Below are 26,507 nucleotides of genomic sequence, written 5' to 3'. Positions count from 1 at the left end.
TGGCGCCCAACAGGGAGGTCAAGAATCGGTCATAGAGCGTTGCGATCGGTCTATGTGCTGGCCGTCTGCGAAGCAGACATGCCGATCCTCGATTCGACTTCGCAATTATTCCGGCTCTCAAGGAACATTCCTGGCCCGTCCCAGTTCGGTGACGTGGAAGGTTCCCTCAACAGCAGAGGCGGCAGTTTCGTGACATCGAAAAAGGTTCGCATCGGCGTCGTCGGCGTCGGCAATTGCGCGTCCTCCCTCGTGCAAGGCCTAACCTACTATCGCCAGGCAAAAAGCAACGAGCCTATCCCTGGGCTGATGCATGCCGATCTCGGCGGCTACCACGTCGACGACATCGAGGTCGTCTGTGCTTTCGACGTCGCCAAAAGCAAGGTGGGGCGCGATGTGGCCGAAGCAATTTACAGCGCCCCAAACAACACCTTCCGGTTTGCCGACGTGGCGCCGATTGGCGTGCGCGTGGAACGCGGGCCGACGCTCGACGGCATCGGCAAATATCTGCGCGACGAAATCGAGGAAGCGGACGAACCGGTCGCCGACGTGACCGCAGCCCTTCGCGAAAGCGGAGCCCAGGTGCTGGTATCCTATTTGCCGGTCGGCTCCGAAGCGGCCACCCAGTTCTATGCCGAACGCGCTCTGGAAGCCGGATGCGGGTTCGTCAATTGCATTCCGGTCTTCATCGCCTCGCGGCCGGAATGGCGTCGACGTTTCGAAGAGCGAGGCCTTCCCCTTGTCGGCGACGACATCAAGAGCCAGGTGGGCGCGACTATTGTTCACCGGCTGCTCGCCAACCTTTTCCGGGAACGTGGCGTGCGTATCGACCGCACCTACCAGCTTAATTTCGGCGGCAACACGGATTTCCTCAACATGCTGGAGCGGGAGCGGCTGGAATCGAAAAAGATTTCCAAGACACAGTCAGTCACCAGCCAGATCGACGTTCCGCTTGAACCTGGCAACATTCATGTCGGACCAAGCGATCATGTGCCTTGGCTCACCGATCGCAAATGGGCCTACATCCGCGTCGAAGGCACGACTTTCGGCGGCGTGCCATTGAATGCCGAGCTCAAGCTGGAAGTCTGGGATTCGCCCAACTCCGCCGGCGTGGTGATCGACGCAGTGCGCTGCGCCAAGCTTGCTCTCGATCGCGGCATTGCGGGGGCGCTCACGGGGCCTTGCAGTTACTTCATGAAGTCGCCACCGGAACAGTTCACCGACGCCGAGGCCCGCCTGCGGACGCTCGCTTTCATCGCAGGCAGGGACGAGCCGATGCTCGACGCTGCGGAATGACCACGACCTTCTTCCTTGTCCGGCACGCGGCGCATGACGACGTCGGCCGCTGCCTGGCCGGCCGCCTGAACGATATCGACCTCGGCACCGCAGGCCGATCACAGGCGCAGCATCTTGCCCAGCGCATGGCGAGGGAGCCGCTTGCCGCGATTTTGAGCAGTCCACGCAAGCGCACATTGGAGACCGCAAAACCCATCGCCATGTCATGCGGCGTCGAGCATGTTTCGATCCGCCGCGAATTGGATGAGATCGACTTCGGTGCATGGTCCGGCAAGACGTTCGAAGAGCTGAATGGCGATGCCGCCTGGCGAATGTGGAATGACCAGCGACAGAACGCACGCACGCCGAGCGGCGAGACCATGCTGGATACGCAGCAGCGGGTTATCGGCCTGATGGATGCGTTGCGCCAACAGAAGCCAAACCAATACGTCGCGCTGATCAGCCACGCGGACGTCATCAAGGCTGCGGTGTGCAAGGTCCTTGGCCTTCAGCTCGGCGACTGCTTTCGTTTCGACATTGAGCCCGCCTCGATCACCACCATCGTCCATGGCGACTGGGGCTCAAAGCTCATTCGCCTGAATGAAGTCGCCTGACGGGAGCTGCCGATGCGCATGGTCATCTTCGGTCTCACTGTCACTTCCTCCTGGGGAAACGGACACGCCACGCTCTGGCGCGGGCTGATACGAGCGCTCGCGCCACTCGGCTGGCGTATCAGCTTCTTTGAGCACGACACCCCCTACTACGCCGGCGCAAGGGACCTCGACCATCTCGATGGCGGCAACGTGGTGCTCTATGGGGGTTGGGATGATGTTGCCCAGGCCGCGGCGGTCGCGGTCCGGGAGGCTGACGCTGTCATTGTCACCTCCTACTGCCCGGATGCTGTTCAAGCCTCACACCTCGCGCGCGAGAGCTGTCCCGGACTGAAAGTGTTCTATGATCTTGATACTGCGGTGACGCTGGCGCGCATCGAACAAGGCGACCAGCCACCCTATTTCGGCCCGGAAGGGCTTCGCGATTTCGACCTGGTGCTGAGCTACACCGGCGGCCCGGCGCTCGATGCACTCAAGACCATGCTGGGCGCGCGTCTCGTCGTGCCGCTCTATGGCCATGTGGATCCCGGCCACCATCGGCCGTCGCAGCCTCGGGCCGAATTTGCCGGAGATCTGTCCTATCTCGGCACCTATGCCGACGATCGGCAGACCGGCGTCGAAAAATTGCTTGTCGCGCCGGCAGTCCGGATGCCCGACCGCCGCTTTGTCATTGGCGGCGCACAATACCCGCAGGATTTCCCGTGGAGCGACAATATCTTCTTCGTCAGGCATCTGCCGCCCGCCGACCATCCGGCCTTCTTCTGCTCGTCACGTCTGACCCTGAACGTCACCCGCGAGGCGATGGCGCGTAAGGGTTGGTGCCCCTCGGGCCGGTTGTTCGAAGCGGCGGCCTGCGGCGCCGCGATCATTTCAGATGACTGGCCGGGCCTGGAAAGCTTCTTCGAGCCCGGCAAGGAGATACTGCTCGCGCATTCCACGGAAGACGTGGTCGCAGCGCTCGGTTTATCGGATGGCGAGATCGAAGCGCTGCGCCGTAGAGCCCGTGAACGCGTGCTCGATGAACACACATCCGCTCGTCGCGCCGCGGAACTGGATCGAATCCTGAATGAGGCGGCCCGGGCGCCGGCAAGCGAACAGATGAAGGAAGCCGTCTGATGTTGGGCATCGTGCCTGCCGCGGGGCGCGGCAGCCGCATTCAACCGCTGGGTTTTTCCAAGGAGTTGCTGCCGGTGGGCAGCCGGATGGACGGGCAAACCGAGCGCCCCTGCGCGGTCAGCGAATATCTGGTGCGCCGAATGGTGCGCAACGGCGTCGACAGGATCTGCTTCATCATCGGCTCGGGCAAGTCGGACATACTCGAATATTATGCCGCCGGCTATGACAGCGCCGCCGCTATCTTCGTGGCCCAGCCCTCTCCGGTCGGCCTTTGCGACGCGATCTTCCGCGCCGCGCCTCTCGTCATGCCGGAAGAAACGGTGCTGATCGGTCTGCCGGATACGATCTGGTTTCCCGAGGACGGCTTCTGCCAACTTCCGGACGACCGTCTGTCGTTCCTGCTGTTTCCTGTGGACCGGCCGGAGCTTTTCGACGCCGTGGTCACCGATCAGGATGGCCGGGTCGAGCAGATCCAGGTCAAGCAGCAGGACGCGGCCACGGACTGGGTATGGGGAGCATTCAAGATGCCGGGCCGCATCTTTCACCGGCTCGCGGGGCTCTGGCGCGAGCGGGATGGTTGCGACGAATATTTCGGCACGCTGGTCAATGCCTATCTGGCCGTCGGAGGTGAAGCCTTAGGCGTCAAGGCGGGCTTGGCCTATGTCGATGTCGGGACGTTCAACGGCTACCGCACGGCACTGCGGCTACTTGAAAACAACGAAACGTCGGAAGACGAAGGCACGCCGATGTTGGTGCCGCCCAGCAGTTCCCAGGTGCCGTACCTGCCAGGCGAAGGAGGCTGACCATGTTGCATTCCGACGCGGAAATTCGCCGTCGCATCGATGCGCTGGGGCCGTGGTTCCATAACATGGAATTGGCGGGCGTTCAGACGGCTCCCGACCATTTCCTCGGCAACTATCCTTTGGTCAAATGGCAGAAGTTCGCCGATGCGATCCCGGCCGATCTTTCAGGCAAGTCCGTGCTCGACATCGGCTGCAACGCCGGCTTCTATTCCATTGAAATGAAGAAGCGGGGCGCCGATCGCGTGCTCGGCATCGATTTCGACGTGGCCTATCTGACGCAGGCGCGTTTCGCCGCCGAAATCGCCGACTGCGACATCGAATTTCGCGAGCTGTCGGTCTATGACGTCGGCGCCCTCGGCGAGACTTTCGACATCGTGCTCTTCATGGGTGTGCTCTATCACCTGCGCCACCCGTTGCTGGCACTCGACTTGATCCGCCGGCACGTCGCGCGGGATCTGGTGATCTTCCAGTCGATGCAACGCGGCAGCAGCGAGGTCCCCGCGCTCGAACAGAACTACCATTTCTGGACGCACGATCTGTTCGATCGACCTGAGTTTCCGAAACTGCACTTCATCGAACACCGCTATGCGGACGATCCGACCAACTGGTGGATTCCGAACCGCAGTTGCATCGAAGCCATGCTGCGCAGCTCAGGTTTCGAGATCCTGCTTCACCCGGAAGACGAGGTCTACTTCTGCCGTGCGTCCGGTGAGCCGGCTGGCGGAGGCGCGGTCTACCCTGCGAAAGGAAGAAACGATGATTGAAGCTGCGATGATCTGGAACGAGCCCAACAACAAGTCGCATTGGGACCCCGAACTCGATCCGGACTGGAGCCGCTTCGCGAACATGGCAATCCTGGCGGCCGATGCGATCGGTCTCGAAAACCCGGCGATCACCCGGGTGCTCGGTGGCATTTCGCCGATCGACGCCGGGTTCATGTCATTGATGAAGGGGTACGGTGTGCTCGATCGTGTCGACGCCGTTGCCGTGCATGGCTTCCCGCTCGACTGGAATCTTTGGCAAATGCATGAATGGCCGCAAAAGCTCGCCGAGATTGCCGAAATCACCGATCTGCCGATCTGGATCAGCGAAGCCGGCGTGTCGAGCTTCGGCGCCGAGGAGGTCCAGGTCTGGGGCCTGCGGCGGACTGCGGAGCTGCTGCTTGGCCGCGCACCCCGCGTCCAATGGTACAGCCTCTACGATTTGCCGCACGCCTGGGGCGCGACCACGCGGCATCGCGAGGTGGAAGGCTCCTCCTATTACCGTCATTTCTACATGGGCCTGCTGCGCGAGGATGGCACGCCCAAGCCGGCTCTTGAGGAATTCCTGCGCCACACTCCGCAGATGGGCTTGGTCCAGTGGTTCCATTTCGAGGACCACCGGCTGGACGAAGCCGTCGCCTGGATGAAGCGGCTGGGCGTCACAAATCTGCGCACGGGCCTTTCCTGGGCCGACAGTTTCAGACCGAACGCTCTCGATTGGTTCGACCGCCAGATGGAAGCCCTGGCGGATTTCGACGTCACCGTCACTTTTTGCTTCACGCCCGAACACCGGGGCATGCAGCCTCACCACACAAGTCCGCCACAAGTGCCCGAAGAATTCGCTGAATTCTGCGCGAGCATGATGCGCCGCTACGCACCTGGCGTGCACAGCGACGCGATGCCGATGCGGCGGGTCTCGGCCGCATGAGGTCACCATGTCGTCCATCGACCAGTCACCTAATCTGCTGGCAGAATTCGCCACACGACTGACCGGCAACGACGTCGATCCAGGTGCCGGTATAATGATCGTCGTGGCGCACCCGGACGACGAGACGATTGGCATCGGCGGTCACCTCGCCGGACTGTCTGAGTGCCGTATCGTGCATGTCACGGACGGAGCCCCGCGCAACCTTGCCGACGCAAAAGCCAATGGTTTCGATACGTGGCAAGACTACGCCGATGCCCGTCGCGGTGAATTGGGGGCCGCGCTGTCGGCGGTGGGCCTGTCGTGCGGAATCCTGACCAGCCTTGACTATCCTGATACGGAAACGGTCATGCATCTCGTCCCGCTCGCGCAGGAGCTGGCCTGCCTCTTCGCTGCCGCCGAGATCCGCTTCGTCTGCACGCATCCCTATGAAGGAGGACATCCCGACCACGACGCCACTGCCTTCGCGGTTCATGCCGCCTGTCAATTGCTGCGCCGCGACCGGTGTCCGGCGCCCAGCATCATCGAGATGGCATTTTACGCCGCGGGGCCGAAAGGCCCTGTCTTCCAGGATTTCGCCGATGATCTCGGGACGGATCGTATCGAGGTACGTTTGACCGAATCGGCCTTTCGGCTCAAGCGAGCCATGCTGGCCAGCTACACGACGCAGTTGCGGACGCTTGCATCGTTCTGTGGGGCGACAGAGCGATTCCGTTTGGCGCCCGCCTATAACTTCCGCGCACCACCCAACAACGGAAGGCTCTATTATCAATTGCTGCCGCTGGGGTTCGAGCCCTCGACCTGGCTGAGCGCCGCGGCTCGCGCACATGAGGAGCTTCGGCTCGATCAGCCATGACGCTTACCGTGCTCAACGTCGCCTATCCGCTTGCGCCCGTCGGCCCCGATGCGGTCGGCGGCGCCGAGCAGGTGCTGTCGATGCTGGATCGCGCGCTGGTGCGGCAAGGCCATCATTCCATCGTCGTCGCCTGCCGGAGCTCCAGCGCGGCCGGGACACTGGTTGAGACACCCGCGGAAACAGGCGTGCTCGATGAGACGGCAAAGAGCCGCGCCCAACGCGCGCATCGCGCGGCAATCGCTGCGGCCCGGGCGCGTTGGCCGATCGACGTCGTTCACCTGCACGGCATCGATTTCGACGCCTATCTCCCTGGCGACGGCCCGACGCTTGTGAGCCTGCACCTGCCGCTCGCCTGGTATCCACCCGACGTGCTGAGACCGGCCCGTGAGGACCTGTGGCTGCATGCTGTTTCGGAGGCGCAGCAAAAAACCGCGCCGCCTGGATCGAGACTGATCGCGCCGATCCCAAACGGCGTAGACATCGATGCGCTGAACGAGATGCGATCGCGGCGCAATTTTGCGCTCGTGCTGAGCCGAATTTGCCCGGAGAAGGGCGTCCATCTGGCGATCGAGGCCGCCAAGCGTGCCGCCGTGCCGCTTGCGATTGGCGGTCAGATCTATCCCTACCAGACACATGTCCAGTATTTCGCCGACGAGGTGGCGCCTCGCCTCGACAGACGGCGGCGCTTCTTGGGACCGCTCGGGTTTTCCGCCAAGCGGAGGCTTCTGAATGCCGCCCGTTGCCTGGTCATTCCGAGTCTTGCCGCGGAAACAAGCTCACTGGTTGCCATGGAAGCGCTTGCGTGCGGCACGCCTGTTGTGGCCTTTCCGAATGGCGCCCTGCCCAATGTCATCGAACACGGCAAGACCGGATTTCTCGTCAACGACGTCGACGAGATGGCGAGCGCCATAAACGCCTCGGCCGACCTCGACCGCGAAACATGCCTGGGCGAAGCGAGACATCGCTTCTCGCTCGATCGCATGATTTTGGCCTACATGGATGCCTATCGGGCATTGGCAGAATTCGGCGCTTCCCACTCGGGGTCGAGGGCCGCGCAGTGAACGGCTTGCGCACCGATGTCATACGGGACCCAGGTGCGTTCGACGATCTTGAGCCGCATTGGTGGCCGCTCTGGTCGCAATGCGCCTCTGCCACGCCTTTCCAGTCGCCCGCCTGGCTGTTGCCATGGTGGCGGACGTTCGCGCCTGGCGACCTCTCGGTGATCGCTGTGTGGAGCGGAAATGATCTCGCGGGACTGGCACCGCTCTATCTCGAGAGGCACGCGTCAGGTTCGCGCCTGCTTCCGATCGGGATATCGCTGAGCGACTATCTCGATGTTCTTTGCGTACCCGAACTCAAGAAAACCGTCGGGACCGCGATTGCCGAAACAGTGCTTTCGCTCGAATGGGCGCAATGGATTCTGCCGGATCTTCCGGCTGAAGCCGTGTCCCTGGATCTCGTACTGCCCGATATTGAAGAGAACCTGTCTGCCGGCCATGCCGCCTGCCCAGTGCTTGCCTTGGCCGGCGGCGAGACGATTGCGGGCTCGGTTCCCGCGCGGCGAAGACGACAGCTTCGTCGCGCTCTAAGAGCCGCGCGACGGAGAGGCCGGGTAACGATCACGCGTGCGGAAGCCGCACCAGAGATGTTTCTCGGCCACCTGATCCGCCTGCACAAAGCCCGTTGGGCTGGAGAGGGCGGTGGCGTGTTGACGGACATGGCCCTGGGATTCCATCGGAAGGCCCTGCCCCGCCTTGCCGCGAACGATCTGGCGCGATGCTGGCTGATCGGAATCGGCGACGCTGTCGTCGGTGCGTATTATGGCTTCCATCATCATGATCGCGCCTATGCCTATCTCGGTGGTTTCGACTCGGCCTATGCGCAGGAGAGCCCCGGCGCGATCCTGATCGGCGAGGCCATTGCCGAAGCCGCTCGCGAAGGGGCACGGGAGTTCGATTTTCTGCGCGGCCGGGAGAGATACAAGTATAGCTGGGGGGCGGTGGACAGGTGGACGGCACAAAGGGTCTGGACCCGGAGCGCAGAGCTGTGATCGCGGCAGAAGAGCAGAGGATGGCCGCCAGCCGCATTCTCGAGAATTGCATGGCAGACGACCTGTCCGCCGAGGTAGCGGTAGCCAGACTGGCCGTCAATCTTACGGCGGAAATCAATGCTGCGGAATTGGCGGACATCGCGCTGGAGATGCGGACAAAGGCCTCCCATTGCAGAGACTGGCTCGAGGACGTGGCCGCGCTTCTTTCGGCCAACACGGACGCCTTCGACAGTCTTCGGGCGACGGCAGGTTCCGTGTGTCATGACCGACAGGACGGCGAAACCGGTGAGGTGACGGTCCGCCGGCTGGCCAGCGGGTTTGACCAGGCGGTCGCCATCTCACCGGCTGCCAGCGTCCAACTTTCGTCGCTCGGCGATGAGGAAAAGCTCTCGGCCACGACCGCCGAGATCGCCTCTTGGCTTGAGAAACACGGGTTTACAGGCGCGGACAAGACAATACTCGACATCGGCTGTGGTATCGGCCGTTTCGAATGCCAACTCCACGCCAAGACCGGGCATATTGTCGGTACCGATATTTCCTCCAGGATGATCGCAGTCGCGCGTCGGCGGTGCGCCGGGATCGGCAACGTCGAGTTCCGCCAGACCTCTGGCCTGGATCTTGGCGAATTCGCCGACGAGAGCTTTGACGGCATCCTGGCGGTGGACATTTTCCCTTACCTGGTGGTCGCCGGCGTCGCCGAGCGGCACTTCAGCGAAATGGCGCGCCTATTGCGACCTGGAGGGATGGCGGCAATTCTCAACTATTCATATCGAATGTCGCCCGCCGCCGATTCTTCCGACATCCGCAACCTCGCCAATGCATGTGCCATGGACATCGTGATCGACGGCGATACGCCGTTCCGTCGCTGGGATGGCACCGCCTTTCTTATTCGTCATACCGGCGGAACATAACAGGCGAACCGAAGTTCGGGCGCCGAAACCACTTGCGCAGAAGCTGGCAGACCAGGAGAAGCAGATGGCATCCGGCGGCAAGAAACACATGGGCCGCGGCAGTCAGGGCAAAGGTTCCGGGACCGGGGCGAAAACGGAGGTTCCGAAAGACATGCTCGGCGAAAATGACGTCCTGTCGAACCGGGATAAGAAGCAGCATACAAAACAGCGCGGCCTCGACAGCAATCGGACCAAGTCCGATCAGTATCAGGACCACGCGGGAAACCGGCTTCCCGAAGACTAAGCTTGCAGCGGCTCTCACCGGACTTGCAGGCGCGCAAACGGATCAGGTATGGGGTCAGGCAGAGGGCTTTGCTCTGGGCAAAATCCAATGCCGAGCCAAGGCTGATTGGCGGCTGGAGCGCCTTGCAAACTCTGGCCGTCTATGGTCTCAGTGAATTTTCGAAGGGACCTTAATTGCTAAGAGAATGCCATGTCTCGCCCGAGCCAACGCGATCCCGCCAGCGACGCAAGCCTGAGCATAGACAAAGAGATTGCATCGCTGTTGACCGCGATCGAGCAGGAAAAGGTCCCCGATCGCCTGATCAAGCTCGCGATTGAGCTGCAGAATGCGCTGATCCAGAAGCGTCGCTGTGAACCGGAAACCTGACGCATGCCTTCATCGAGGTCTGTCAGCAGCCCTATCCCAGTGGTCTTCCGACACATGCTCATGTCTCTCGACCAGCGCTTGCGATGAGCTTTCATCAAGCGATTCCAAGACGCATGCACGCGCGCGGTTGAGGCGGCTTTTGATGGTTCCTATCGCGCAATTGCATATCTCGGCGGTTTCTTCGTAGCTGACGCCCAGCACACCGATCAGCATCAGCACTTCGCGCTGATGTGACGGAAGCTTCTGGATGGCTTGGTAAACTTCCTTGCTCTGAATGGACCACTCTTGGGAGGCTTCCGAAATCGGTCTGCTGGAGACGCAATCGAGCAATCCAGGTGCTTCTCTGGCTGCAGCCTTCACCCGCGTATAGTGCGTGTTGCGCATGATGGTGAAAAGCCAGGACTTCAAGCGCGTCCCCGGCTCGAACTTGTCCAAGTTGGCAAGCCCTTTGGTCAAGGTCTCCTGCACCAGGTCATCGGCATCATCGGGAACACGGCAAAATGTGCGTGCAAACGCGCGCAAGGCAGGGATGAGATCGACAACGTTGATTTCGCCCGGCACGCAGTCAGGCGTGGCATGGCCATTGGGTAACACGGTTCGAACCCCGACAGCGAGTTGATAACAATGACTAGGAAGAATGCGCAACGATGACGATCGTTCCTGTTCGAAACGAACCTTGCTCGGGTGTCGTTCACTAATCATTGATACCGCGGTTCCGGCTACAGGAACCAGCTCACTACCAGGCCAGCCGAGGCCGCAAAGATTGCTGTCGTCGTGATGCCCCCCAGGATGTTCGTACTTCGGCTATTGACCCTGTCGCCCATAATCCTGCGATCGTTCGTCATCAACAGGATCAACAGCAGCAGCGGGGGAGTGGAAAAGCCTTGCACGACGCCCGCCCAGACCAGCGCATGCATTGGATTGAAGCCAAGAAAATTTAGGACGACCGCGATCAGGGTGAATGCCCCCGTCGCCAGATAGAAGGCCGGCGCTTTCTGCGGCTTCGCGTTCATGCCATGGTTCCAGCCCATGGCCTGCGCGAGATCGAAGGCAGCGCCTGTCGTCATGACAGGAACCGCCAGAAAGCCGACACCGATCACACCGGCGGCGAAAAATATGCCTGCTGCATCGCCAGCAAGCGGTCGCAGCGCTTCAGCCGCCTGGGCCGCCGTCTCGATCTGGGTTTGGCCGACCTTGTGGAGCGTCGAACCCGTCGAGAGGATGATGAAGTACATGATCAGGTTGGAAAAAGTCATGCCGATAAGAATATCGTGGCGCGACCGGCGCAACTCTCCCTCAGTCGCTCCTTTGCGCTTCTCAAGAGTGGTTCTGCCCTTGGCGATCTCCTCTTCCACCTCCTGGTTGGATTGCCAAGTGTAGAGGTAGGCCGAAAGTGTCGTTCCTATGATCGCAACCAGTATAGACAAGTACTCACGGTTGAGATGAACCTTCGGCAGAAAAGTACCGCCTAACACCGAACTCAGTTCTGGCTTGGCGAGGACAGCCGAGACAACATAGGCGAGCAGCGCCAACGCCAGCACCCGGAATAGATTCCTCAGGAGGCCGTAAGAACCAAAGACTTGAAGAGCGAACATAGATGCTGCAATGAAAGCGACGATCATCGGCACGGGCAACGGCACGAACAGGTTGATCGCCGCCGACATGGCGCCGAGATTCGCGGCAGCCTCGATCGCGTTGCCAATCAAGACTCCAACCAGGACCGACCATAGCAGCCAGCGCGGGTAGAAATCCGCGATGACCTGGAACAATCCCCGACCCGACACCTGGCCGAGCTTCGATGAGAGGTACACGACAGTGTACATCATCGGCAGTGTCACGGGTGCGGTCCAAAGCAGGTCGGGCCCGAATCTTGCTCCCGCGCTGGCATAAGTTCCGATTGCCGAGCAATCGTCGTCGGCTGCCCCCGCGATCAAGGCCAGCCCAACGGCTCTTCCGACACCTTTGCGCCCTCGCCTGTCCGCCTCATTATTGGTTTGCTCGGTCATCACTTGCGCCCGGTGCCGTCGGAAAAGGATCGGCCAAACATGAGTGAATGGGTGCCGCCTTGATTCCTGCGGCCGAACTGCCCCGTCGGGCGTTTTGTTCCGCCGCAGGATCCGGCCATCCAGCTGTGGAGGTCATGCATCACATCCCGTGAGCAGAATTTTCCGAGCTCTTGGAACGACTGCCTATGGCTGGTGAACCGCCAATAGGCTCCGTCTGGTTGGTTGTTGGCTACAGGCGCAAGTTCGCCTGCCCTGGCGGCAGTGGTCTATGAAAGATGCCGCAGTTTGCTGAGAGAAGGCCGATCACTACGGGCCAGAGCGCCGCGTGGCCTTAATCCTTGTGCTCGCCGAAACGCGCGACCGCCTCGATCAACATCGTCGTGTCGACAGGCTTCGATAGTCTCGGCGAATCCTGGAACTGATCGGGGAACACCGTGGCGCTGTCATAGCCGGTGAGAAAGACAAAAGGCACACCGCGGGTGGCGAGGTGCTCCGCAATTGGGAAGCTGCGTTCGCCATGCAAGTTGACGTCGAGCACCGCCCCGTCCAGCTTGACGCCGTCGATCTGCTCAAGTGCCTGTTGGACGGAGGGTGCGGGACCGACGACATCGCAACCAGCTGTCTTCAATTCGTCCGACAGATCGAGCGCAAGCAGGAATGCATCCTCGACGACGAGAACCCGCAGGCCGGATAATGGAGCGTTCTTATTCATTCGTTTCTGAGCGGAAGATCGACGGCTTCCGTCCGGGACAAGGGTATTTCAAGCAGGCATTCCACGCCGGAGGGCTTGAAGCTCAACCCCACAGTTCCCCCCAACTCGTATTCCAAACTCTGCTGGATGAAGGTTGTTCCGAAATTCCTGCGGGATGGTTCTTCTACGATCGGGCCGCCGATTTCTTTCCAGCTGATCGCTAACGTGTTCAACGTTACGACATCCCAGGACACTTCGACGCGGCCGGTGTCTACGGAAAGCGCACCATATTTGGCGGCGTTGCTGGCGAGCTCGAAAAAAACCATGCCGAGCGTCGCCGCCGTGGCCGAATTGAGGTGGAGCGGCCGCCCCTTGACAACAACGGCCTGGCGTTCCGTGCTGCCGTAGGGAGAGAGAGTCGCCCTGAGCAGCTGCTCGAGATCGGCATCGCCCCAATTGTAAGATGACAGGACCTCGTGCGTGCGGGCCATCGCCTGCAATCGCTCGTGAAATGATGTCGAGAACTCGCCTATCGAGATCGACGAACGGGTCATGCGCGAAGCCAGCGCGGTAACCGTGGCGAGGATGTTCTTCACGCGGTGCTGTAACTCGTGCAGCAGCCTCTCCTGGCTCCGCTCCGCCTCCTTGTGGGTCGATATGTCGACCAGGGCCGCGATCGCACCGCGGACCTTGCCGGATTCATCGAACAGCGGATTTGCCGAAATCATCACGTCGACGCTTGAACCGTCCGCCCGCGTGATGCGCGCCTCATATCCGGGAATGGCTTTGCCCGTCCGCATCGCTTTTTGCAGGGGCTGATCCCCCGCGTCCACTGCAACGCCGTTAACCGTCAGGGGCAGCACAACCGCCATTGATGCCAGCTTGCCGTCCGCGCCGCTCCGGGCAGCAAGTTCAACCGCCCGGCGATTAGCACGGATCGCCTCGAAGTTACCGTTCTCGGCGATGAGAATGCCCACCGGCACCAGGTCCAGCAGCGTTGCTAGGCTTTCGACGCGGTTGCGCAGATCTTGCGAGAGCGTGCCGATCTTTTCCTCGGCTTTCACGATCTGGGTGACATCGACGAAGGTGACGACCACGCCGGCGATGACATTCTCGACCGTACGGTACGGCAGAACGCGCATGATGTAGCGCCGGTCGTTGTCGACGCCCTCGATCTGCCGCTCGATCGCTCCAAGCCGCTGTAGCACCTGCTCCAAGTCGCCCTGCAATCCGTCGGCCAGAAACCGCGGACGCACATGCGCGAGGGGCCGCCCGACATCGCTTTCGACCAGCCTGAACAGGTCGCGCGCCGTCGGCGTAAAGCTCTTGATGCAGAGATCGCGGTCGAGGAAGACGGTCGCGATCTGGGTGCTTTCGAGCAAGTTCGCCATGTCGCTATTGGCGCGGCTGAGTTCGTCGACACGGATGCTGAGCTCAGCATTGACTGTTTGCAATTCCTCGTTGATCGACTGCAATTCCTCTTTCGAGGTTTCCAGTTCCTCGTTGGACGACTGCAGCTCCTCATTGATGGATGACAGCTCCTCGTTGGACGATTTCAACTCCTCGTTGGAGGATTCGAGTTCCTCCGTCGTGATCTGCAGCCGTTCCCTGGTTTCCCTCAGCTCCTTTTCGAGCTGGCTGACATTGGCGCTTTCGACATCGTCGGCTGTGCGGTCTGGCTCGTCCACGGCTTCCGGTTTGATGCCGCCGATATCGCGGAACACGAGCATGTAGAGCGGATCTGCCGAGCCGTCAGATGGCAGCGGCTGAACGACGAGGCTGATCGTCTGGCGTCCGCCATTGGTGCCTACCGTAATGTTGCTCTGGACCGCCACCTGTCCGGAGCTGACTGCTTTATGAAGCGCTGCCCGCAAGTCCATGCGCAGGCCCCGCCTGGCCATGGAGAAGACGTTGTGGTCGGGTGCGCCGGCGGCGAGTTCAAGATACTTGCCTGTGCCGCCGGAACTGTGCATCAGTTCGCCGGCTGCGTTGACTACCACATGGGCGGGCGAATAGCGCTGGAGGATCAGCCGTTCCGCGAACTCCTGCAAGGTTGAAGTCGTGGCGCGCTGACGTGCATGCGGGGCGGGCTGCCTGCCCGCCGCGGCGAGCGGGAATTCCGGCAGCCGCTGCACCGCCACCTCACCGCGCTTCTGGAAGATGCGGCTGGTCTTGTCCACGGTCGAGAACAGGCGCCCGTGACGCGTGACGTTCTCGGACGATCCGAGAAACAGATAGCCGTTGCTGCGCAGAGCGTAATGAAAGACCGGCACGATCTTCTCCTGCAGTTCAGGGCCCAGATAAATCAGCAGGTTGCGGCAGGCGATCAGGTCGAGCCTGGAAAACGGCGGGTCGCGTAGAAGATTGTGTGCTGAAAATAGGCAGATCTCCCGCAAATCGGCGCCGACACGATAAGTGCCGTCCTCGCGCGTGAAGAATTCCTTGAGGCGCTTCGGCGTGACATCGCTTGCGATCGCCGCGGGATAGCGCCCGGCGCGAGCTATTTCCAGCGCGCGCTCGTCAACGTCGGTCGCGAATATCTGCAGGCTGGCCGAAACGGCACCGCGCGCGTTCTCCTTCAGCAGCATCGCGATCGAATAAGCTTCTTCGCCGGTGGCGCAGCCCGGCACCCAGACCCGGATCGTCTCGTCCGGTTTGCGGTCCTCGAAAAGCTTCGGAATGACGAAACGTTCGAGCGCTTCGAAGGCCCGCGTGTCGCGGAAAAAACTGGTCACGCCGATGAGCAGATCCTGGAACAGCAGATCGATCTGCTGCGGATCGTCGCGCAAGTGCTCATAGAAAGTCGCCGGATCGTCGATCTGCAGCACCTGCATGCGGCGCTGGATGCGCCGCATGATAGTATTATCCTTGTAGCCGCTGAAATCGTGGCCGGTGCGTACTCGGAGCAGCGTCGAGATCCGCGAAAGCTGTTCCGCCAAGTCGCGCTTGCGGCGGTCGCGCTCGCTTTCGGTCCGGTTGGAGCGGCTGAAATAACCCACCAGCTTTCCCGCCATTTGCCCTGCGGGAAGCACCATGTCGACCAGCCCGCCCTGGACAGCGCTTCGCATCATGCCGTCATATTCGGCGCTTTCCTGCGCCAGCGTCAGTCCGCCGTGCTCCTTGATTGCCCGCAGCCCGATCGTGCCGTCGCTGCCGGTGCCCGAAAGGATAATGCCCGCCGCATACTCAGCCTGCTCCCGCGCCAGCGACGTGAAGAAATCGTCGATCGGCGTGCGCTTGACACGCGCGGCAGGCATCTTGGCGAGGTGAAAGTGGCGGTCCTCGACTGTTACCGAGACGCCCGGGGGGATCACGTAGATATTGTCCGGCTCGATCTCCACACCCTCTGCCGCTGTTTGCGTTTCGATCGTGGTGGAGCGTTGGATGATGCTGGCAAGCGCGCTTTCATGCTCGGCGTCGAGATGCTGGATCACCACATAGGCAAAACCGCTGTCGGCCGGCACTTCGGGAAAGAGTTGCTGCAGCGCTCCGATGCCGCCCGCCGACGCGCCGATGCCTATGATGGGGAAGGACGCGGGCTCTTTGGCATCCCCCCGTGGCCTAGCCTTCGCGTTTCTTGCCGTTGCCTTCCTGGTCGACTGTTCCATTGCCCGTTACCCGAACCCGCCTGCTTTCGAGGATGCGCTCGACGAGAGCGGCATCCGCATCGTATTCTTTTGCCCGCTGGCCAAGCTCTTTCGCGAGCTGCGAGCGATGCCGTGTTCTTTCCCGCTCGGCCATGCGCCGGGCAAATTCCGCCCGTTGCTGATGTGACCGCAGCAGGCTCCATAGAATCTCATCCGCCTCGATCGCCTGCGCTTCCAATACCGCCTCTGTAGTAAAAGCGTGTCCGGTATGACACCGGTAGCGCAGCATGTCACCGTCTTCGAGCTCCCACAGCGGCCCGTTGCATTCTGGGCATGTAAACACCGACAATTCGCCAAGTCGATCTGCTTCTTTCATGGTCGAATGCTCCTGCGCGGCGATGGCCGCCTCCAGTCTGACCATTGGCGGGGCAGGCAAGGTGCTGTCAGCCGGCTCGGCCGCCAGCTTAGCCAGCAGGCGAGCGAGCTCGGCCGCCGGCACGCAATGGTCGACCTCGACATATTGCAGCGCGCTTTCCACCATGGATGGCACCAGCGCGTCCTTCGGGTGCTGCACGGCCGCGATCCCGCCGACCGCCTTGACGGCTCTCAAGCCGGCGGTGCCGTCGGAAAGCGCACCCGAGAGCAGGACGCCGATGACGCTCGCGCCGTAGCTGAGCGCCGCCGAGCGGAACAGCGGATCTATGGCCGGCCGGGCGAGGTTTTCGCGCGGTCCGCGCCGCAGCATCATGTGGTCGCCATGCAGGAGAAGATGGAAGCCGGGCGGCGCCACATAGATGTTGCCGGTCCTGAAGGACGCGCCGTTCTCGGCGACCGAGGTTTTGAGCGTGGCGACGCGGTCGAGGATTGCGGGCAGATAGCTGATCTGGCCGACATGGAGCACGATGAACACGGCTGCCGGCAGCTCCGCGGGCAGATCGCTCACGATCTTCTTCAGCGGTTCGATTCCGCCCGCCGACGCGCCGATGACAATAATGAAGCGGTTGCGCGCCTGTTCTTGCGGCGAGCTTGTCCGGTTCGCGCGAGCAGGTGAAATGCGGTTTCGAATATCGACCATGAAATCCGTGGGCGCCCTTGCCCTCGATCATAAAGTCGACCAAGCGGGATAAGGTTCCATCAGGTGGCGCCGTCGTCGATCTGCAACTGCAAAATGTAGTTGGGTACCAGCGAGGCGCAATACGTTTGCAAAAGCAAACGCCTACTCGCGACAACCCTCTTGGCAGGAACTCCCGGACATCGCCGCCGTTGTTATGCAATGCAACCTAAGGAGACTTTGGACCATGGATTGGAACCGCGTCGAAGGAAATTGGAAGCAGGTCAAAGGCAAGGTGAAGGAACAATGGGGTAAGCTCACCGACGATGATCTCGACCGCATCGCCGGCAAGCGCGACCAGCTTGAAGGCAAGATCCAGGAACGTTACGGCATCGAGAAGGATCGTGTCCGCGCCGACGTCGATGACTGGGCTCGCCGCCAAGGCTGGTAGGCCAACGCTCAATGAAGAAGGGTTGTATCGCTCGAATCAACCCTTCTCCAACTCGCGTCAGCGTATGACCACACGAACGTTGCGCTCTCGCCATGCTTCAAAGTCCGAATTTGGGGCCGCGAAGCTATTAGCTGACCAAATGAGTCTGCCACGGTGAACCATGGCCAAGAAGAAATTGAAATCAGCATTGTCCGCCATAGCGACAGCCTCTCGCTCGGAGGCTACCGAGGCGGTTTATTTTGCCCGCAAATGCGGTCTCACGCCTGAGGAAGCGCTAAGAATTATTCGGCAGGCAAGTGAATCCCCGGGGTACGAGATTCCAGCGAACGGGAGCGCTAACACTCAATCTCGTTAGGCTTGGCCTGCATGGATGGCGGCTGTGTTGCGGGCATTCTGGATAAGCACGTGCCGAGAGGGAACCTGCGCCTTTGCGATCGCAAGCCGACCCGGACGGAGCCGCCCGGCGCCCCGCCGCTGGAGACATATCGCGGAGATGGAACTTCAGTCACAGCTAATTGTTCCATCTTTGGAGGCGGATTAGCATGACCAGATCGTCGCTTCATCTGCTCAAGGGCATCGGATATTCGATCTCCGCGGCAAGCGTGATCCTGCTGGCGATCGTCAGCTGGGATAGCGCATCGAAAAGTCCGTTGCTGATTGCCTGCTTGCTCGGCGGCGCCGCCACTTCGATCATCGGCATGTTCTGCCGCTGGCTTTCCTACGAGATCGAAAAGCGATGGGAGAACGATAGGACCGACAATGAGGCGACGCCAGCCGCCAGGGCGGCTCGGGATGACTACCTGCCAGCTCCACTAAAAATAATTCGCCCGCCGGCAAGCCAGCGGGCGAATTTGATTGAGTAATGTCAGCAAGCGAGCGGCGTTTGCAGTCAGTCCCGGACGAACAGCGCCTCGTCTTCATCGCGCTGCTTGCCGCCGAGCGCTGCGGCGACGCTGGCGATGAAAGCGCCCACAATCACGGATAAAGCGCCGACCAGCGCGAAAGCGGCGCTTGCCTTCCTGGCCGTATCGGCGGCCGCTTTTGCCTTGTTCTTGGCATCGTCCATGCCGGCGAGGACGGTGTCTACGCGCTTGGCGGCGTCGGCAGGGGCGACGCTCAGTCCTCCCGCCGCCAGACCTGCGAGACCAGCAGCGTGATCAGGCAGATGAAAACGATCCAACCACGAATCTTGTTCTCAGGAGATCCGAACCGCACTGCGGTCGTGGGTCCAGATCGAAATTGCGAGCCCGGCCTGCTCTGCACCATCGGCGCGCGATCCTGCCGGCTGCCGCTCAGCACCGAATAGGCGCGGGTGATCTCGGCGCCGAATAGAAATATCTGGGCCGAGTAATAGACCCAGAGCAGCACGACCATCAGCGCGCCAGCGGCGCCATAGGACGTCGCGATGGCGCTGGTGCCGATGTACCAGCCGATCAGCGACTTGCCGATGGTGAACAGCAGCGCCGTGACCAACGAGCCAACGGCGACGTCGCGCCATTTCAGCGTTCGGTCCGGCAGGACCTTGTAGATCGCGGAAAAGAGCAGCGCGATCAGCACGAACGACACGACGGTGTTGATCGCGCTCACGATCAGCTCGCCGAAAGGCAGGTGCTGGTTGATGACCGCGCCCAGCGCCGAGATCGCCGTGCTTGCCGCGAGCGACACCAGAAGCATGAAACCAAGAGCCGCCACCAGGCCTAGGCTCGCAGCCCTCGCCCGCACCAGGCGCGAAAGCGAAACGCCATTGGGCCTGACCTTCCATATCTGGTTCAGCGACAGCTGCATCTCGCCGAAGACGCCGGAGGCGGTAACAAGGAGCGCCATCAGCCCGATGAGGGTGGCCAGCGTGCTGGATCCTCGATGCGAAGCGGTCTCGATCGTTGCCTTGAGGAGATCGGCGCTCTGCGGCCCCATCACGCCCGCGAACTCGGCTGAGAGCGCGAGCTGGGCAGCATCGTTGCCGACGACGATGCCGGCGATCGCCACCACGATGAGAACGATCGGCGCAAGGGAGGTCGCCGCGTAGAAAGCAATCGCAGCGCCGTGGCTCAGCGCGTTGTCATTGACGTAGCCGCTGACGCTTTCCTTCAGCAAAAGCCAGCCTTCCTGCGACCAGTCGGTCTTCGATTTCTTGTCTTCCGCCATGCGATGGCCAGCGCCCAATTAAAGCGGGTCGGGTGGGACAAGAGCTCGACTGCCTTTTCGTTGGCCAAGGTGTGAAGCCGGAAAGACCACCCTGTTCTCTTTACCACCAGGTCCGACTAACGCGGCCCGCAGAGGTCAATTGCGCGTGGATCGAATGGTTCCGACCTTCAATGCCTGGTCGAAATAGGCCTGGTCTTACGGCAGCGGCGGTTGCGTTCAATAGCCTCCGATGATCGGCAAGATCTCGCCGGTGATATAGCTGGAGCATTGCGGCGAAGCGAGAAAGACGTAGGCTGGAGCGATCTCTTCCGGCTGGGCCGGCCGCTTCATCGGCGTCTGGGCGCCGAAGCGCGAGACATCCTCCGCCTCCTTTTCCGATGGGTTGAGCGGCGTCCACACAGGTCCAGGCGCCACGGCATTGACGCGAATACCCTTGCTGACCAGACTGCCCGAGAGAGCCCGCGTGAAGGCATGGATGCCGCCTTTGGTCATCGAGTAGTCGATCAGATCCTTCGAGCCTTCGATGCCGGTCACCGAACCGGTGTTGATGATCGCCGAGCCCTGTTTCATGTGCGGCACGGCCTCCTGCGCCATATGGAAATAGCCGTAGAGATTGGTCTTCAGCGTGGTGTCGAAATGCTGCTCGGTGAGATCGGCGAAATCCGACGAATGCACTTGAAAGGCGGCGTTGTTGACGAGCACGTCCAGTTTGCCGAAGACCTTCAGCGTCTGCTCCACCGCCTTGCGGCAGAAGGTCCGCCTGGCGACATCGCCGCGTATGGTAATGCAGCTCCTGCCTTCGGCCTCGACTGCTTGCTTTGTCACCTTCGCGTCGCGATCCTCGCTGAGGTAGACAACGGCGATATCGGCCCCTTCACGGGCGAACAGCACGGCGACCGAGCGGCCGATGCCGGAGTCGCCGCCAGTGATCAGCGCCACCTTGCCAGTCAGCTTGTTCGATCCCTGCCAGAACGGCGCATCATAAAGCGGCGCCGGCTCGATCGCCCATTCCTCACCGGGTTTCGGATGATGCTGCTTCGGGAACGGCGGCACCGGATATTTGCGCGCGCCCGCCTGCATGGCTCGTTGCGATTTGGATTTGCCGTTCGGCTTGGCGCGATCGGCCGCATCGACCTTGCGCTGCACACTCCGCTGCTTGCTAGCCGCCTGCTCGGAAGTGGATCTGGTCCGCGTGGCGGATTTGGTCGGTACGGCGGATACTGCGGCCCTGGCGGATTTCGTCGGCATCGGTTTTCTCCTTCGCTTTCGGGGGACAACGCATGCGGACAGAAAAGGTTGAGGTTGCACCGCGCCTCCAGCTTTCCGGTCATCTTCGGGCAGGCGCCAGCCCTCTGTGGATACATCGAAGTTGGATGCAACCACTCGGCGGCAGCTTCGTTTATGGCCACTACACGGTGGCAAGATGAAATCCTTTTGGACCTACAATCCCATTCTTGTTCCGGCAGCGGCGGCCCTGACGGCGGTGCCCTTCATCGGCCCCGCCTGCGGCGTGAACGAGTGGTTAGGATGGTGAAAGAGCCTTGAGCAGATTCCTGCCGCTCACGATCCACTTCGTCAACGGCGGCACGATGGTGGTTTCCTCGATCGCCGACGCCAAGAAGGCACTTGGCAGGGCGTGGAAGAATAAGGACGCGCCAGCCTATCTCAAGGCGGCTCGCCTTGTGGAAGACGCGGGTGAAGGGATTTGCCGTCCGGCAATCGCCTTTGCTGCTTTCAAGAAAGCGGCCGCTGAGCAGGGTCTGCTGGAGGATTCCGGGCCGAGCATAGCGCTGAGCATACTCGACCAGCTTTCGTCCGGCGACCGTAAAGGTCCGCTGACGTGACTACCTCCTCCTACTTCGGCTCGTCGGAATTTTCTGAACATCAGTTCACAAGTTATTTCGTCGGGAACATCGGTCGATCATGCCTGTTTTGTTGCTCAAGGAAGTCGAACACCTTCCTTGAGTTCAGTAGCTAAGAACAACGATCTGGCGCCTTTCCTTGGAAAGGCAACCCACTAAAGGAGACATTCATGGCGAAGAAAAGTTCGTCCGGCGCCGCGAACGGCCTCGAAAGCCTGTTCGTGGACGGCCTGAAAGACATCTATTATGCGGAAAAGAAAATCCTGAAGACGCTGCCGAAGATGGCTAAGGCGGCTCAGGCGGAAGAGGTGAGCGCGGCCTTCGAAAAGCATCGCACCGAAACGGAAGGCCAGGTCGACCGGCTCGAACAGGTTTTCGAAATGCTGGGCAAGCCGGCACGAGGCAAGACGTGCCCCGCGATCGACGGCATCATCGAAGAGGGATCGGAGATCCTCGAGGAATACAAGGACGAGCCGGCGCTCGACGCCGGCCTTGTAGCTGCCGCCCAGTCGGTCGAGCATTATGAGATAGCGCGCTACGGCACGCTGATCGCCTGGGCGGAGGAACTGGGGCTGAAAGACGCCCTGCCCTTGCTGCGCGAGACTCTCAAGGAAGAATCCGCCACCGACGAGACGCTTACCAGGCTCGGCGAAAGCGGTGCGAACAAGCGGGCCCTGCAGGCGGCCGCGTAAGGCGCGCTGACGAGACATGCGCTGCCGTTCGCATGCCACGCCGAGTCTGGCGATGCGGCCCCGGTAATCTGACCGGGGCCGCATTCTTTTGACGGGGCAATGGCGCGGTGAGACAGCAGTCAATCAGCGTGCCGCCTTTTCCTTTGTTGCGAAATTCTTCATCCCCTTTTCAGCAGAGCGGCCGCTTCCTTGGCGTCGCACCAGCCTTCCGCGAACCCTCGGCATTCTTTTGTTTCACGCGCATGAACTCATTCGATCGGGCCAAAAACGAGTTTGTTGGCGTCGAACATCACCGAAGCGGAGGTTCAAGAATTCAGAGATAGGGGTGCAAGAGCCAAAGCCGAAAGCGGACGCGCCGGTGCAAGGCGGTGCTACTTAGCACCTCGATTCTTGTTGTGTGCACTTTCCTGATTTTTGCTGCGAAGGATGTTGCGGTCGTCCGGGTCGACGAGGTCGGGCGGGTCGCTTCTGATATCCGACCCCTTCCGGCGCGCCTCGCGCTCGGCAGCCGATTGCTTCAGGTCCGCCTCGGCGTCGAATTCCTTGGGCGCGTTTTTCGTGTTCTCGCGCTCCTCGATGTTGCGCATTTGCTGCTCACGGATTCTGCGTCCGGTCATCGCTTTCTCCTGTGCTTTTATTGCTAACGGCAATTGGGACTGTGTCGTTCCGGCTGCGTGCGAGGAGTTTTTATCGTTCTGGATTTGATAAGTGCTCAGGCGCCGGTTCGGTTCTGAACGATAACAGATCGCCTAGGACGAGAATGACTGTCCAGGCAGGCGGCGCTTAGCTTGCAGGACGACGGTATAGCGCGTGATCAGGCCTTCCTCGGGATCGTCTCCCTGGAAGTGGATGTCTGCGGCCTCCGGAGGCCTGCAATCTTTCCCGTACTGCTTGACGGCGGACACGCGGACGGTTCGGATTTCCGGATCCGCGTTCATCAGTTCTATTGCAGCGAGCTCGGCCGAGCTGCTGCCGCCGACCCGCCAACTGGCCTCGAGCACGCCCGACCGCCAAATGCCGGACGAGTCGATCCCTTGGCCGACATCGTAGTTGCGTCGCGAGGCAAAAAATCCGGGGTAATTGGCCATGGCCGCGTCGTACGCTTGCGCCTGCTCGACGGCCAGCTTCAGCGTGAGCGGATGGTCCGAATTCTGAAGTGCCCGCCAACCACCACGCAGAACGTTCAGATGAGAGGCGCCATAGACGGCCCGACCTTTGTTGTCGAGAGTCGTCGTCTGGGTGCCGTGGTAGCCGACTTCGATTTCATTGATTCTCGTTATGCCAACGCTCAGCGTGATGATGGCGTGAATATTCGTTTCGAGCACAAGCCCACACGTTTCCAGATCAGACGAGGAAAAACGCTCCATCAGCCTCTCGAAGTCACGAAACGTCGTCGCGACGACTTGGCCACTGCCCCGCGAAAAAAGCGGGGGCTTGAGACGAACCGGACCACGCCTGAGCAGACGTTCTGCTGCTCGCAAAGCATCCGATCGCGAGAAAACAGTATAGCCAGGCAGCACAGCCATGCAGGTGGCTTCGCCGAACTGTGAGCGCCATCCATTCGGTCGGTCGGCTGAACCGTCGAGGAGTGGGTGCGTTATGGCCTTGGTCTTTACGAAATGCCACGGCACAACCCCGCCATAGAGGTGTTCTGGTCCACGAATTCCCAAGCGGGCTGCATCGGCCGCAAGCAGGCTATCGTCAGGGACAAAATAGTGGTTCCCCGCCTTGTTGGTGACGCCTGCGACATCCTCTCTGAAGGAAAATCCCTTGAGACGAGCGATGGCGCGAGCGATGGTCCCGATCACCGATAGCTCGTGGGCGCGGATCGGTTCACCCGCTGGTGCTCGGAAAGCAACGACCACGCCGGTTGCCTCGGTCGACATGTCGAAATGCACGCGGTTGTCGCGGTCTGACATTTTTGTTCGCCCGGAAAGTCGCAGCCCGAACGTCCCAGTCACGGCTCGTCAATGTCTCGCCTCGACGGGTTCTGCGAGGTGACGAGCTCTTCCTCGTCGTCCGGCAGTGGCTCGTCGCTGACCGGATGCGCATCCCGGTCATTTCCGTCGAGCGCTCGCTTCTTCTTGGGCCGACGAGGAAAATCGTCGCCCGTCGGCGCGGATCCCGGCAGCGTCCCGCTTTCTTTGATCGCGCTGCCCTCTTGCCGTTCGACTTCCGATTTCTCGGACGCATTTGTACGCTTCCTACGCATCGTCAGCTGCCTGTCTGCGCCTGCTGCGCAACGATGATGAAGGTCACTGCCAGTATGGTTTCGCTCTCACTGCCACCGTTGGCATTCTCCTTTGCAGCATAAACAACAGTTTCACAAAGCCGCTGTTCCATTCCACGAAAGCGGCCATGAGCGGCCCAGCGCGAGACCGGCGCGCTCAGCCTGGAGGCTTCCACCTCTCGCGCCGCGCAAATCCCAGGAACAAGCAGCAGCCACGCGGGTTCGGTACATGTCCCAAACACATAGGAGAATTCCGGATGAGACAGGATATATCGGCTGGAGCGAAATTCCCGGATTATGTTCTTCCCGACCACACCAAGACAGCTCGGCGCCTATCGGATCTGCAGGGCGACCAGCTTATGGTCATTGTGCTGACGCGTGGCTCATTCTGCCCGAAGGATCGTCGGCATGTGCTCGAGCTCGTGCGCTTCCATCCGCAGTTCGTCGTCGGCTACACCCAACTTGTCACCATCACAACGGACGACTGGCATACCACGAACAACTACCGCCAGCAGACCGCGGCCTCGTGGCCGTTCCTCTATGACGAGGAGCGGATCGTACAGAAGGATCTGGACATCAAGGAATATACTGACACGTCGCACGACGTGATGATCCCGCACACAATCGTGCTCGGCCGCGATCTGAAAGTGTTTAAGATCTACAACGGCTATTACTATTGGGGACGACCGGCGGTCTCGGAGTTGCACGCCGATCTGCGCGAGTTGGCGCGCCAGACCTATCGCGATTGGGACATTACCGAACCCGAACTGCGGCAGAAATGGAAAACCGGCGACAAATCAGACTTCTATCCCTATGGAGACAATTCAATCTCAATGGACGAGCTGATGCTACAAATGGCGGGGGCAGTCGATCAATTCGCAGGCCGATCTGACAAAGGGTGAAATCGTTCGCCCGCGATTTCAAGCAACTCGTTTCTTAGCCCAGCACAGCCACGGCAATGGCCCCGCGCGAGCATTCGGAGTCAGAAGCAAACCCGCCAGACAACCCGGGAAGCGGTTCACCGCCGGTGTGCAGGGCGCGTGTCGCCTTTTCTCTCCGGATCATGGCTATGATGACGGTCGCGCTCGCCGCCACCACCGGAGACCCCGCTATGGCTGCGCTGATCGGAACTCGCCGTCGGTTTTCTGATCTTCAATGGAGCTTTGGCGTTCTCGTGAGCTGCGCCCGGGCCGCCTTGTCTTACGCTCGCGGGCGTCTTGCTGGATGTCGACATGTTCAACGGTCCTGCTGACTACGCTGTGGAGTGACGTTCACCCTGGTATTGCCCTGGTGCCCGCGTTTCTCCGGATCTTGAACTGGAGATCCGCCCTTGCTCTTCTGATCAAGCGGCGCCTGTTTCGGGTCGCCGGGACCCTTTGGGCTTTGGTTCCCGGGAGGTGTGGGTGGTGCTTTGCCGGTCATCGAAACCTCCTTCCTGACTCGAACCCTGAACGGCGAGGCCGAGGCGATGGTTCCGGAGGCATCCGCGCAAAACGGCTGGCGAAATGTCACGTTGCCGACCGTAGCGGCCTTGAGCTGGATGTGAACGCCTTGCGACTGTAGTCCATGGGCGAAAGCATTGGTCCCAATCCCGAAACATAAGCCGGTGAAGCTCATTTGGTTAGGAACCGGCGAGCATCAGTCCCTTTGTCGTCGGTTCACAAACGCCCGCCGTTGCCTGCGACACGGCGGGTGTTTGTTTGCGGGAGTTGCACATGCAGTTCGGCGAAATCATTGCGAACCTATTCGTAGCGCTTCTCCTGACATGCGTGCTCGCAATCCCCTTCTCGCTGGCCGGCAGACCGCTTTGGCGGAGCGAGAAGCGAAGATGATCGTCC

The 26,507-nt window shown here is 60.9% G+C and carries 31 protein-coding genes; 18 read left to right on the top strand and 13 right to left on the bottom strand.

The annotated features are described in order from the left end of the window. The first annotated feature begins 189 nt into the window (after positions 1 to 189). From LB568_RS15175 to LB568_RS15120, 12 genes are all read left to right on the top strand, one after another. A complete protein-coding gene (locus tag LB568_RS15175) occupies positions 190 to 1,293 on the top strand; it encodes an inositol-3-phosphate synthase (RefSeq protein WP_013897187.1) in 1,104 nt (367 codons plus the stop codon). Next, on the top strand, positions 1,290 to 1,886 hold the full coding sequence (locus LB568_RS15170) for a histidine phosphatase family protein (RefSeq protein ID WP_224730555.1): 597 nt from the start codon (positions 1,290 to 1,292) through the stop codon (positions 1,884 to 1,886). The genes LB568_RS15175 and LB568_RS15170 overlap by 4 nt, the downstream gene beginning before the upstream one ends. 12 nt (positions 1,887 to 1,898) lie before the next feature. Next, positions 1,899 to 2,999, top strand: coding sequence for a glycosyltransferase (locus LB568_RS15165; protein ID WP_224730554.1), 1,101 nt, complete (start codon positions 1,899 to 1,901; stop codon positions 2,997 to 2,999). Then, complete coding sequence (locus LB568_RS15160) at positions 2,999 to 3,802, top strand: sugar phosphate nucleotidyltransferase (protein ID WP_013897190.1); 804 nt, start codon at positions 2,999 to 3,001, stop codon at positions 3,800 to 3,802. The genes LB568_RS15165 and LB568_RS15160 overlap by 1 nt, the downstream gene beginning before the upstream one ends. A gap of 2 nt (positions 3,803 to 3,804) precedes the next feature. Beyond that, positions 3,805 to 4,566 (top strand): TIGR04290 family methyltransferase, encoded by a 762-nt coding sequence (locus LB568_RS15155; protein WP_140572471.1) that lies wholly within the window; start codon positions 3,805 to 3,807, stop codon positions 4,564 to 4,566. Then, positions 4,559 to 5,491 carry a beta-xylosidase gene (locus LB568_RS15150; RefSeq protein WP_013897192.1) on the top strand — a complete coding sequence of 311 codons (933 nt, stop codon included), beginning with the start codon at positions 4,559 to 4,561 and terminating at the stop codon, positions 5,489 to 5,491. Before LB568_RS15155 ends, LB568_RS15150 begins: the two co-directional genes overlap by 8 nt. Positions 5,492 to 5,498: 7 nt before the next feature. Further along, a complete protein-coding gene (locus LB568_RS15145; RefSeq protein ID WP_224730553.1) occupies positions 5,499 to 6,344 on the top strand; it encodes a PIG-L deacetylase family protein in 846 nt (281 codons plus the stop codon). Next, positions 6,341 to 7,405 carry a glycosyltransferase gene (locus LB568_RS15140; RefSeq protein ID WP_224730552.1) on the top strand — a complete coding sequence of 355 codons (1,065 nt, stop codon included), beginning with the start codon at positions 6,341 to 6,343 and terminating at the stop codon, positions 7,403 to 7,405. The genes LB568_RS15145 and LB568_RS15140 overlap by 4 nt, the downstream gene beginning before the upstream one ends. Next, positions 7,402 to 8,394: a GNAT family N-acetyltransferase gene (locus LB568_RS15135; RefSeq protein ID WP_224730551.1), complete on the top strand. Its 993-nt coding sequence runs from the start codon at positions 7,402 to 7,404 to the stop codon at positions 8,392 to 8,394. Before LB568_RS15140 ends, LB568_RS15135 begins: the two co-directional genes overlap by 4 nt. A 50-nt stretch (positions 8,395 to 8,444) precedes the next feature. Beyond that, a complete protein-coding gene (locus tag LB568_RS15130; protein ID WP_224730550.1) occupies positions 8,445 to 9,305 on the top strand; it encodes a class I SAM-dependent methyltransferase in 861 nt (286 codons plus the stop codon). A gap of 64 nt (positions 9,306 to 9,369) precedes the next feature. Next, a complete protein-coding gene (locus tag LB568_RS15125) occupies positions 9,370 to 9,588 on the top strand; it encodes a hypothetical protein (protein ID WP_013897197.1) in 219 nt (72 codons plus the stop codon). A gap of 189 nt (positions 9,589 to 9,777) precedes the next feature. Then, positions 9,778 to 9,954 carry a hypothetical protein gene (locus tag LB568_RS15120; protein ID WP_013897198.1) on the top strand — a complete coding sequence of 59 codons (177 nt, stop codon included), beginning with the start codon at positions 9,778 to 9,780 and terminating at the stop codon, positions 9,952 to 9,954. Between the two features lie 9 nt (positions 9,955 to 9,963). On the opposite strand, the gene LB568_RS15115 is transcribed toward LB568_RS15120, so the two are convergent. From LB568_RS15115 to LB568_RS15095, 5 genes are all read right to left on the bottom strand, one after another. After that, entirely contained in the window at positions 9,964 to 10,656 is a 693-nt protein-coding gene (locus LB568_RS15115) for a sigma-70 family RNA polymerase sigma factor (RefSeq protein ID WP_412033910.1), read from the bottom strand. Between the two features lie 17 nt (positions 10,657 to 10,673). Next, the gene (locus tag LB568_RS15110; RefSeq protein ID WP_224730549.1) at positions 10,674 to 11,960 is read right to left on the bottom strand and encodes an Nramp family divalent metal transporter; all 1,287 of its coding nucleotides are present in this window, start codon (positions 11,958 to 11,960) and stop codon (positions 10,674 to 10,676) included. Between the two features lie 331 nt (positions 11,961 to 12,291). Then, positions 12,292 to 12,672: a response regulator gene (locus tag LB568_RS15105; RefSeq protein WP_013897201.1), complete on the bottom strand. Its 381-nt coding sequence runs from the start codon at positions 12,670 to 12,672 to the stop codon at positions 12,292 to 12,294. Continuing rightward, complete coding sequence (locus LB568_RS15100; RefSeq protein WP_224730548.1) at positions 12,669 to 16,259, bottom strand: CheR family methyltransferase; 3,591 nt, start codon at positions 16,257 to 16,259, stop codon at positions 12,669 to 12,671. Before LB568_RS15100 ends, LB568_RS15105 begins: the two co-directional genes overlap by 4 nt. Next, positions 16,213 to 17,313, bottom strand: a complete 1,101-nt coding sequence (locus tag LB568_RS15095; RefSeq protein WP_224730547.1) for a chemotaxis protein CheB — start codon at positions 17,311 to 17,313, stop codon at positions 16,213 to 16,215. Before LB568_RS15095 ends, LB568_RS15100 begins: the two co-directional genes overlap by 47 nt. 223 nt (positions 17,314 to 17,536) lie before the next feature. On the opposite strand from LB568_RS15095, the gene LB568_RS15090 reads away from it, so the two are divergent. Both LB568_RS15090 and LB568_RS15085 read left to right on the top strand, forming a co-directional pair. Beyond that, positions 17,537 to 17,740, top strand: a complete 204-nt coding sequence (locus tag LB568_RS15090) for a CsbD family protein (RefSeq protein WP_013897204.1) — start codon at positions 17,537 to 17,539, stop codon at positions 17,738 to 17,740. Positions 17,741 to 18,282: 542 nt separating this feature from the next. Continuing rightward, entirely contained in the window at positions 18,283 to 18,603 is a 321-nt protein-coding gene (locus LB568_RS15085) for a hypothetical protein (RefSeq protein ID WP_181176686.1), read from the top strand. A 26-nt stretch (positions 18,604 to 18,629) separates the two neighbouring features. Here LB568_RS15085 and LB568_RS15080 read toward each other — a convergent pair whose 3' ends face one another. The 3 genes from LB568_RS15080 to LB568_RS15070 form a co-directional block, all read right to left on the bottom strand. Next, positions 18,630 to 18,806: a hypothetical protein gene (locus LB568_RS15080; protein WP_013897206.1), complete on the bottom strand. Its 177-nt coding sequence runs from the start codon at positions 18,804 to 18,806 to the stop codon at positions 18,630 to 18,632. Positions 18,807 to 18,856: 50 nt separating this feature from the next. Next, positions 18,857 to 19,885, bottom strand: coding sequence for a YihY/virulence factor BrkB family protein (locus tag LB568_RS15075; protein ID WP_140572461.1), 1,029 nt, complete (start codon positions 19,883 to 19,885; stop codon positions 18,857 to 18,859). A 216-nt stretch (positions 19,886 to 20,101) separates the two neighbouring features. Continuing rightward, on the bottom strand, positions 20,102 to 21,133 hold the full coding sequence (locus LB568_RS15070) for an SDR family oxidoreductase (RefSeq protein WP_181176685.1): 1,032 nt from the start codon (positions 21,131 to 21,133) through the stop codon (positions 20,102 to 20,104). 293 nt (positions 21,134 to 21,426) lie between these two features. Between LB568_RS15070 and LB568_RS15065 the strand changes: the two genes are divergently transcribed. Together LB568_RS15065 and LB568_RS15060 are read left to right on the top strand one after the other, a co-directional pair. After that, a complete protein-coding gene (locus LB568_RS15065) occupies positions 21,427 to 21,729 on the top strand; it encodes a DUF982 domain-containing protein (RefSeq protein WP_041164431.1) in 303 nt (100 codons plus the stop codon). A gap of 188 nt (positions 21,730 to 21,917) precedes the next feature. Beyond that, entirely contained in the window at positions 21,918 to 22,439 is a 522-nt protein-coding gene (locus tag LB568_RS15060) for a ferritin-like domain-containing protein (RefSeq protein WP_013897210.1), read from the top strand. 371 nt (positions 22,440 to 22,810) lie between these two features. Here the strand turns inward: LB568_RS15060 and LB568_RS15055 are convergent, their stop codons facing one another. The 4 genes from LB568_RS15055 to LB568_RS15040 form a co-directional block, all read right to left on the bottom strand. Continuing rightward, on the bottom strand, positions 22,811 to 23,056 hold the full coding sequence (locus LB568_RS15055; protein WP_224730546.1) for a hypothetical protein: 246 nt from the start codon (positions 23,054 to 23,056) through the stop codon (positions 22,811 to 22,813). Positions 23,057 to 23,188: 132 nt separating this feature from the next. Then, positions 23,189 to 24,358: a DUF3182 family protein gene (locus tag LB568_RS15050; protein ID WP_224730545.1), complete on the bottom strand. Its 1,170-nt coding sequence runs from the start codon at positions 24,356 to 24,358 to the stop codon at positions 23,189 to 23,191. A gap of 38 nt (positions 24,359 to 24,396) precedes the next feature. Then, complete coding sequence (locus LB568_RS15045; protein WP_224730544.1) at positions 24,397 to 24,651, bottom strand: hypothetical protein; 255 nt, start codon at positions 24,649 to 24,651, stop codon at positions 24,397 to 24,399. A 2-nt stretch (positions 24,652 to 24,653) separates the two neighbouring features. Further along, complete coding sequence (locus LB568_RS15040) at positions 24,654 to 24,845, bottom strand: hypothetical protein (protein ID WP_140572457.1); 192 nt, start codon at positions 24,843 to 24,845, stop codon at positions 24,654 to 24,656. An 81-nt stretch (positions 24,846 to 24,926) separates the two neighbouring features. On the opposite strand from LB568_RS15040, the gene LB568_RS15035 reads away from it, so the two are divergent. Continuing rightward, positions 24,927 to 25,571 (top strand): redoxin domain-containing protein, encoded by a 645-nt coding sequence (locus LB568_RS15035; protein ID WP_224730543.1) that lies wholly within the window; start codon positions 24,927 to 24,929, stop codon positions 25,569 to 25,571. 116 nt (positions 25,572 to 25,687) lie between these two features. Here LB568_RS15035 and LB568_RS15030 read toward each other — a convergent pair whose 3' ends face one another. Next, positions 25,688 to 25,903 (bottom strand): hypothetical protein, encoded by a 216-nt coding sequence (locus LB568_RS15030; RefSeq protein ID WP_013897215.1) that lies wholly within the window; start codon positions 25,901 to 25,903, stop codon positions 25,688 to 25,690. Positions 25,904 to 26,080: 177 nt separating this feature from the next. Between LB568_RS15030 and LB568_RS33475 the strand changes: the two genes are divergently transcribed. Then, positions 26,081 to 26,215, top strand: coding sequence for a hypothetical protein (locus LB568_RS33475; RefSeq protein WP_263497028.1), 135 nt, complete (start codon positions 26,081 to 26,083; stop codon positions 26,213 to 26,215). The last annotated feature ends 292 nt before the right edge of the window (positions 26,216 to 26,507 follow it).

Source organism: Mesorhizobium sp. B263B2A (genome assembly GCF_020165775.1).
Classification (GTDB): Bacteria; Pseudomonadota; Alphaproteobacteria; order Rhizobiales; family Rhizobiaceae; genus Mesorhizobium; species Mesorhizobium opportunistum.
Note: the sequence above shows the minus strand (reverse complement) of the source record. Positions and strands in the feature narration are given on the sequence as shown.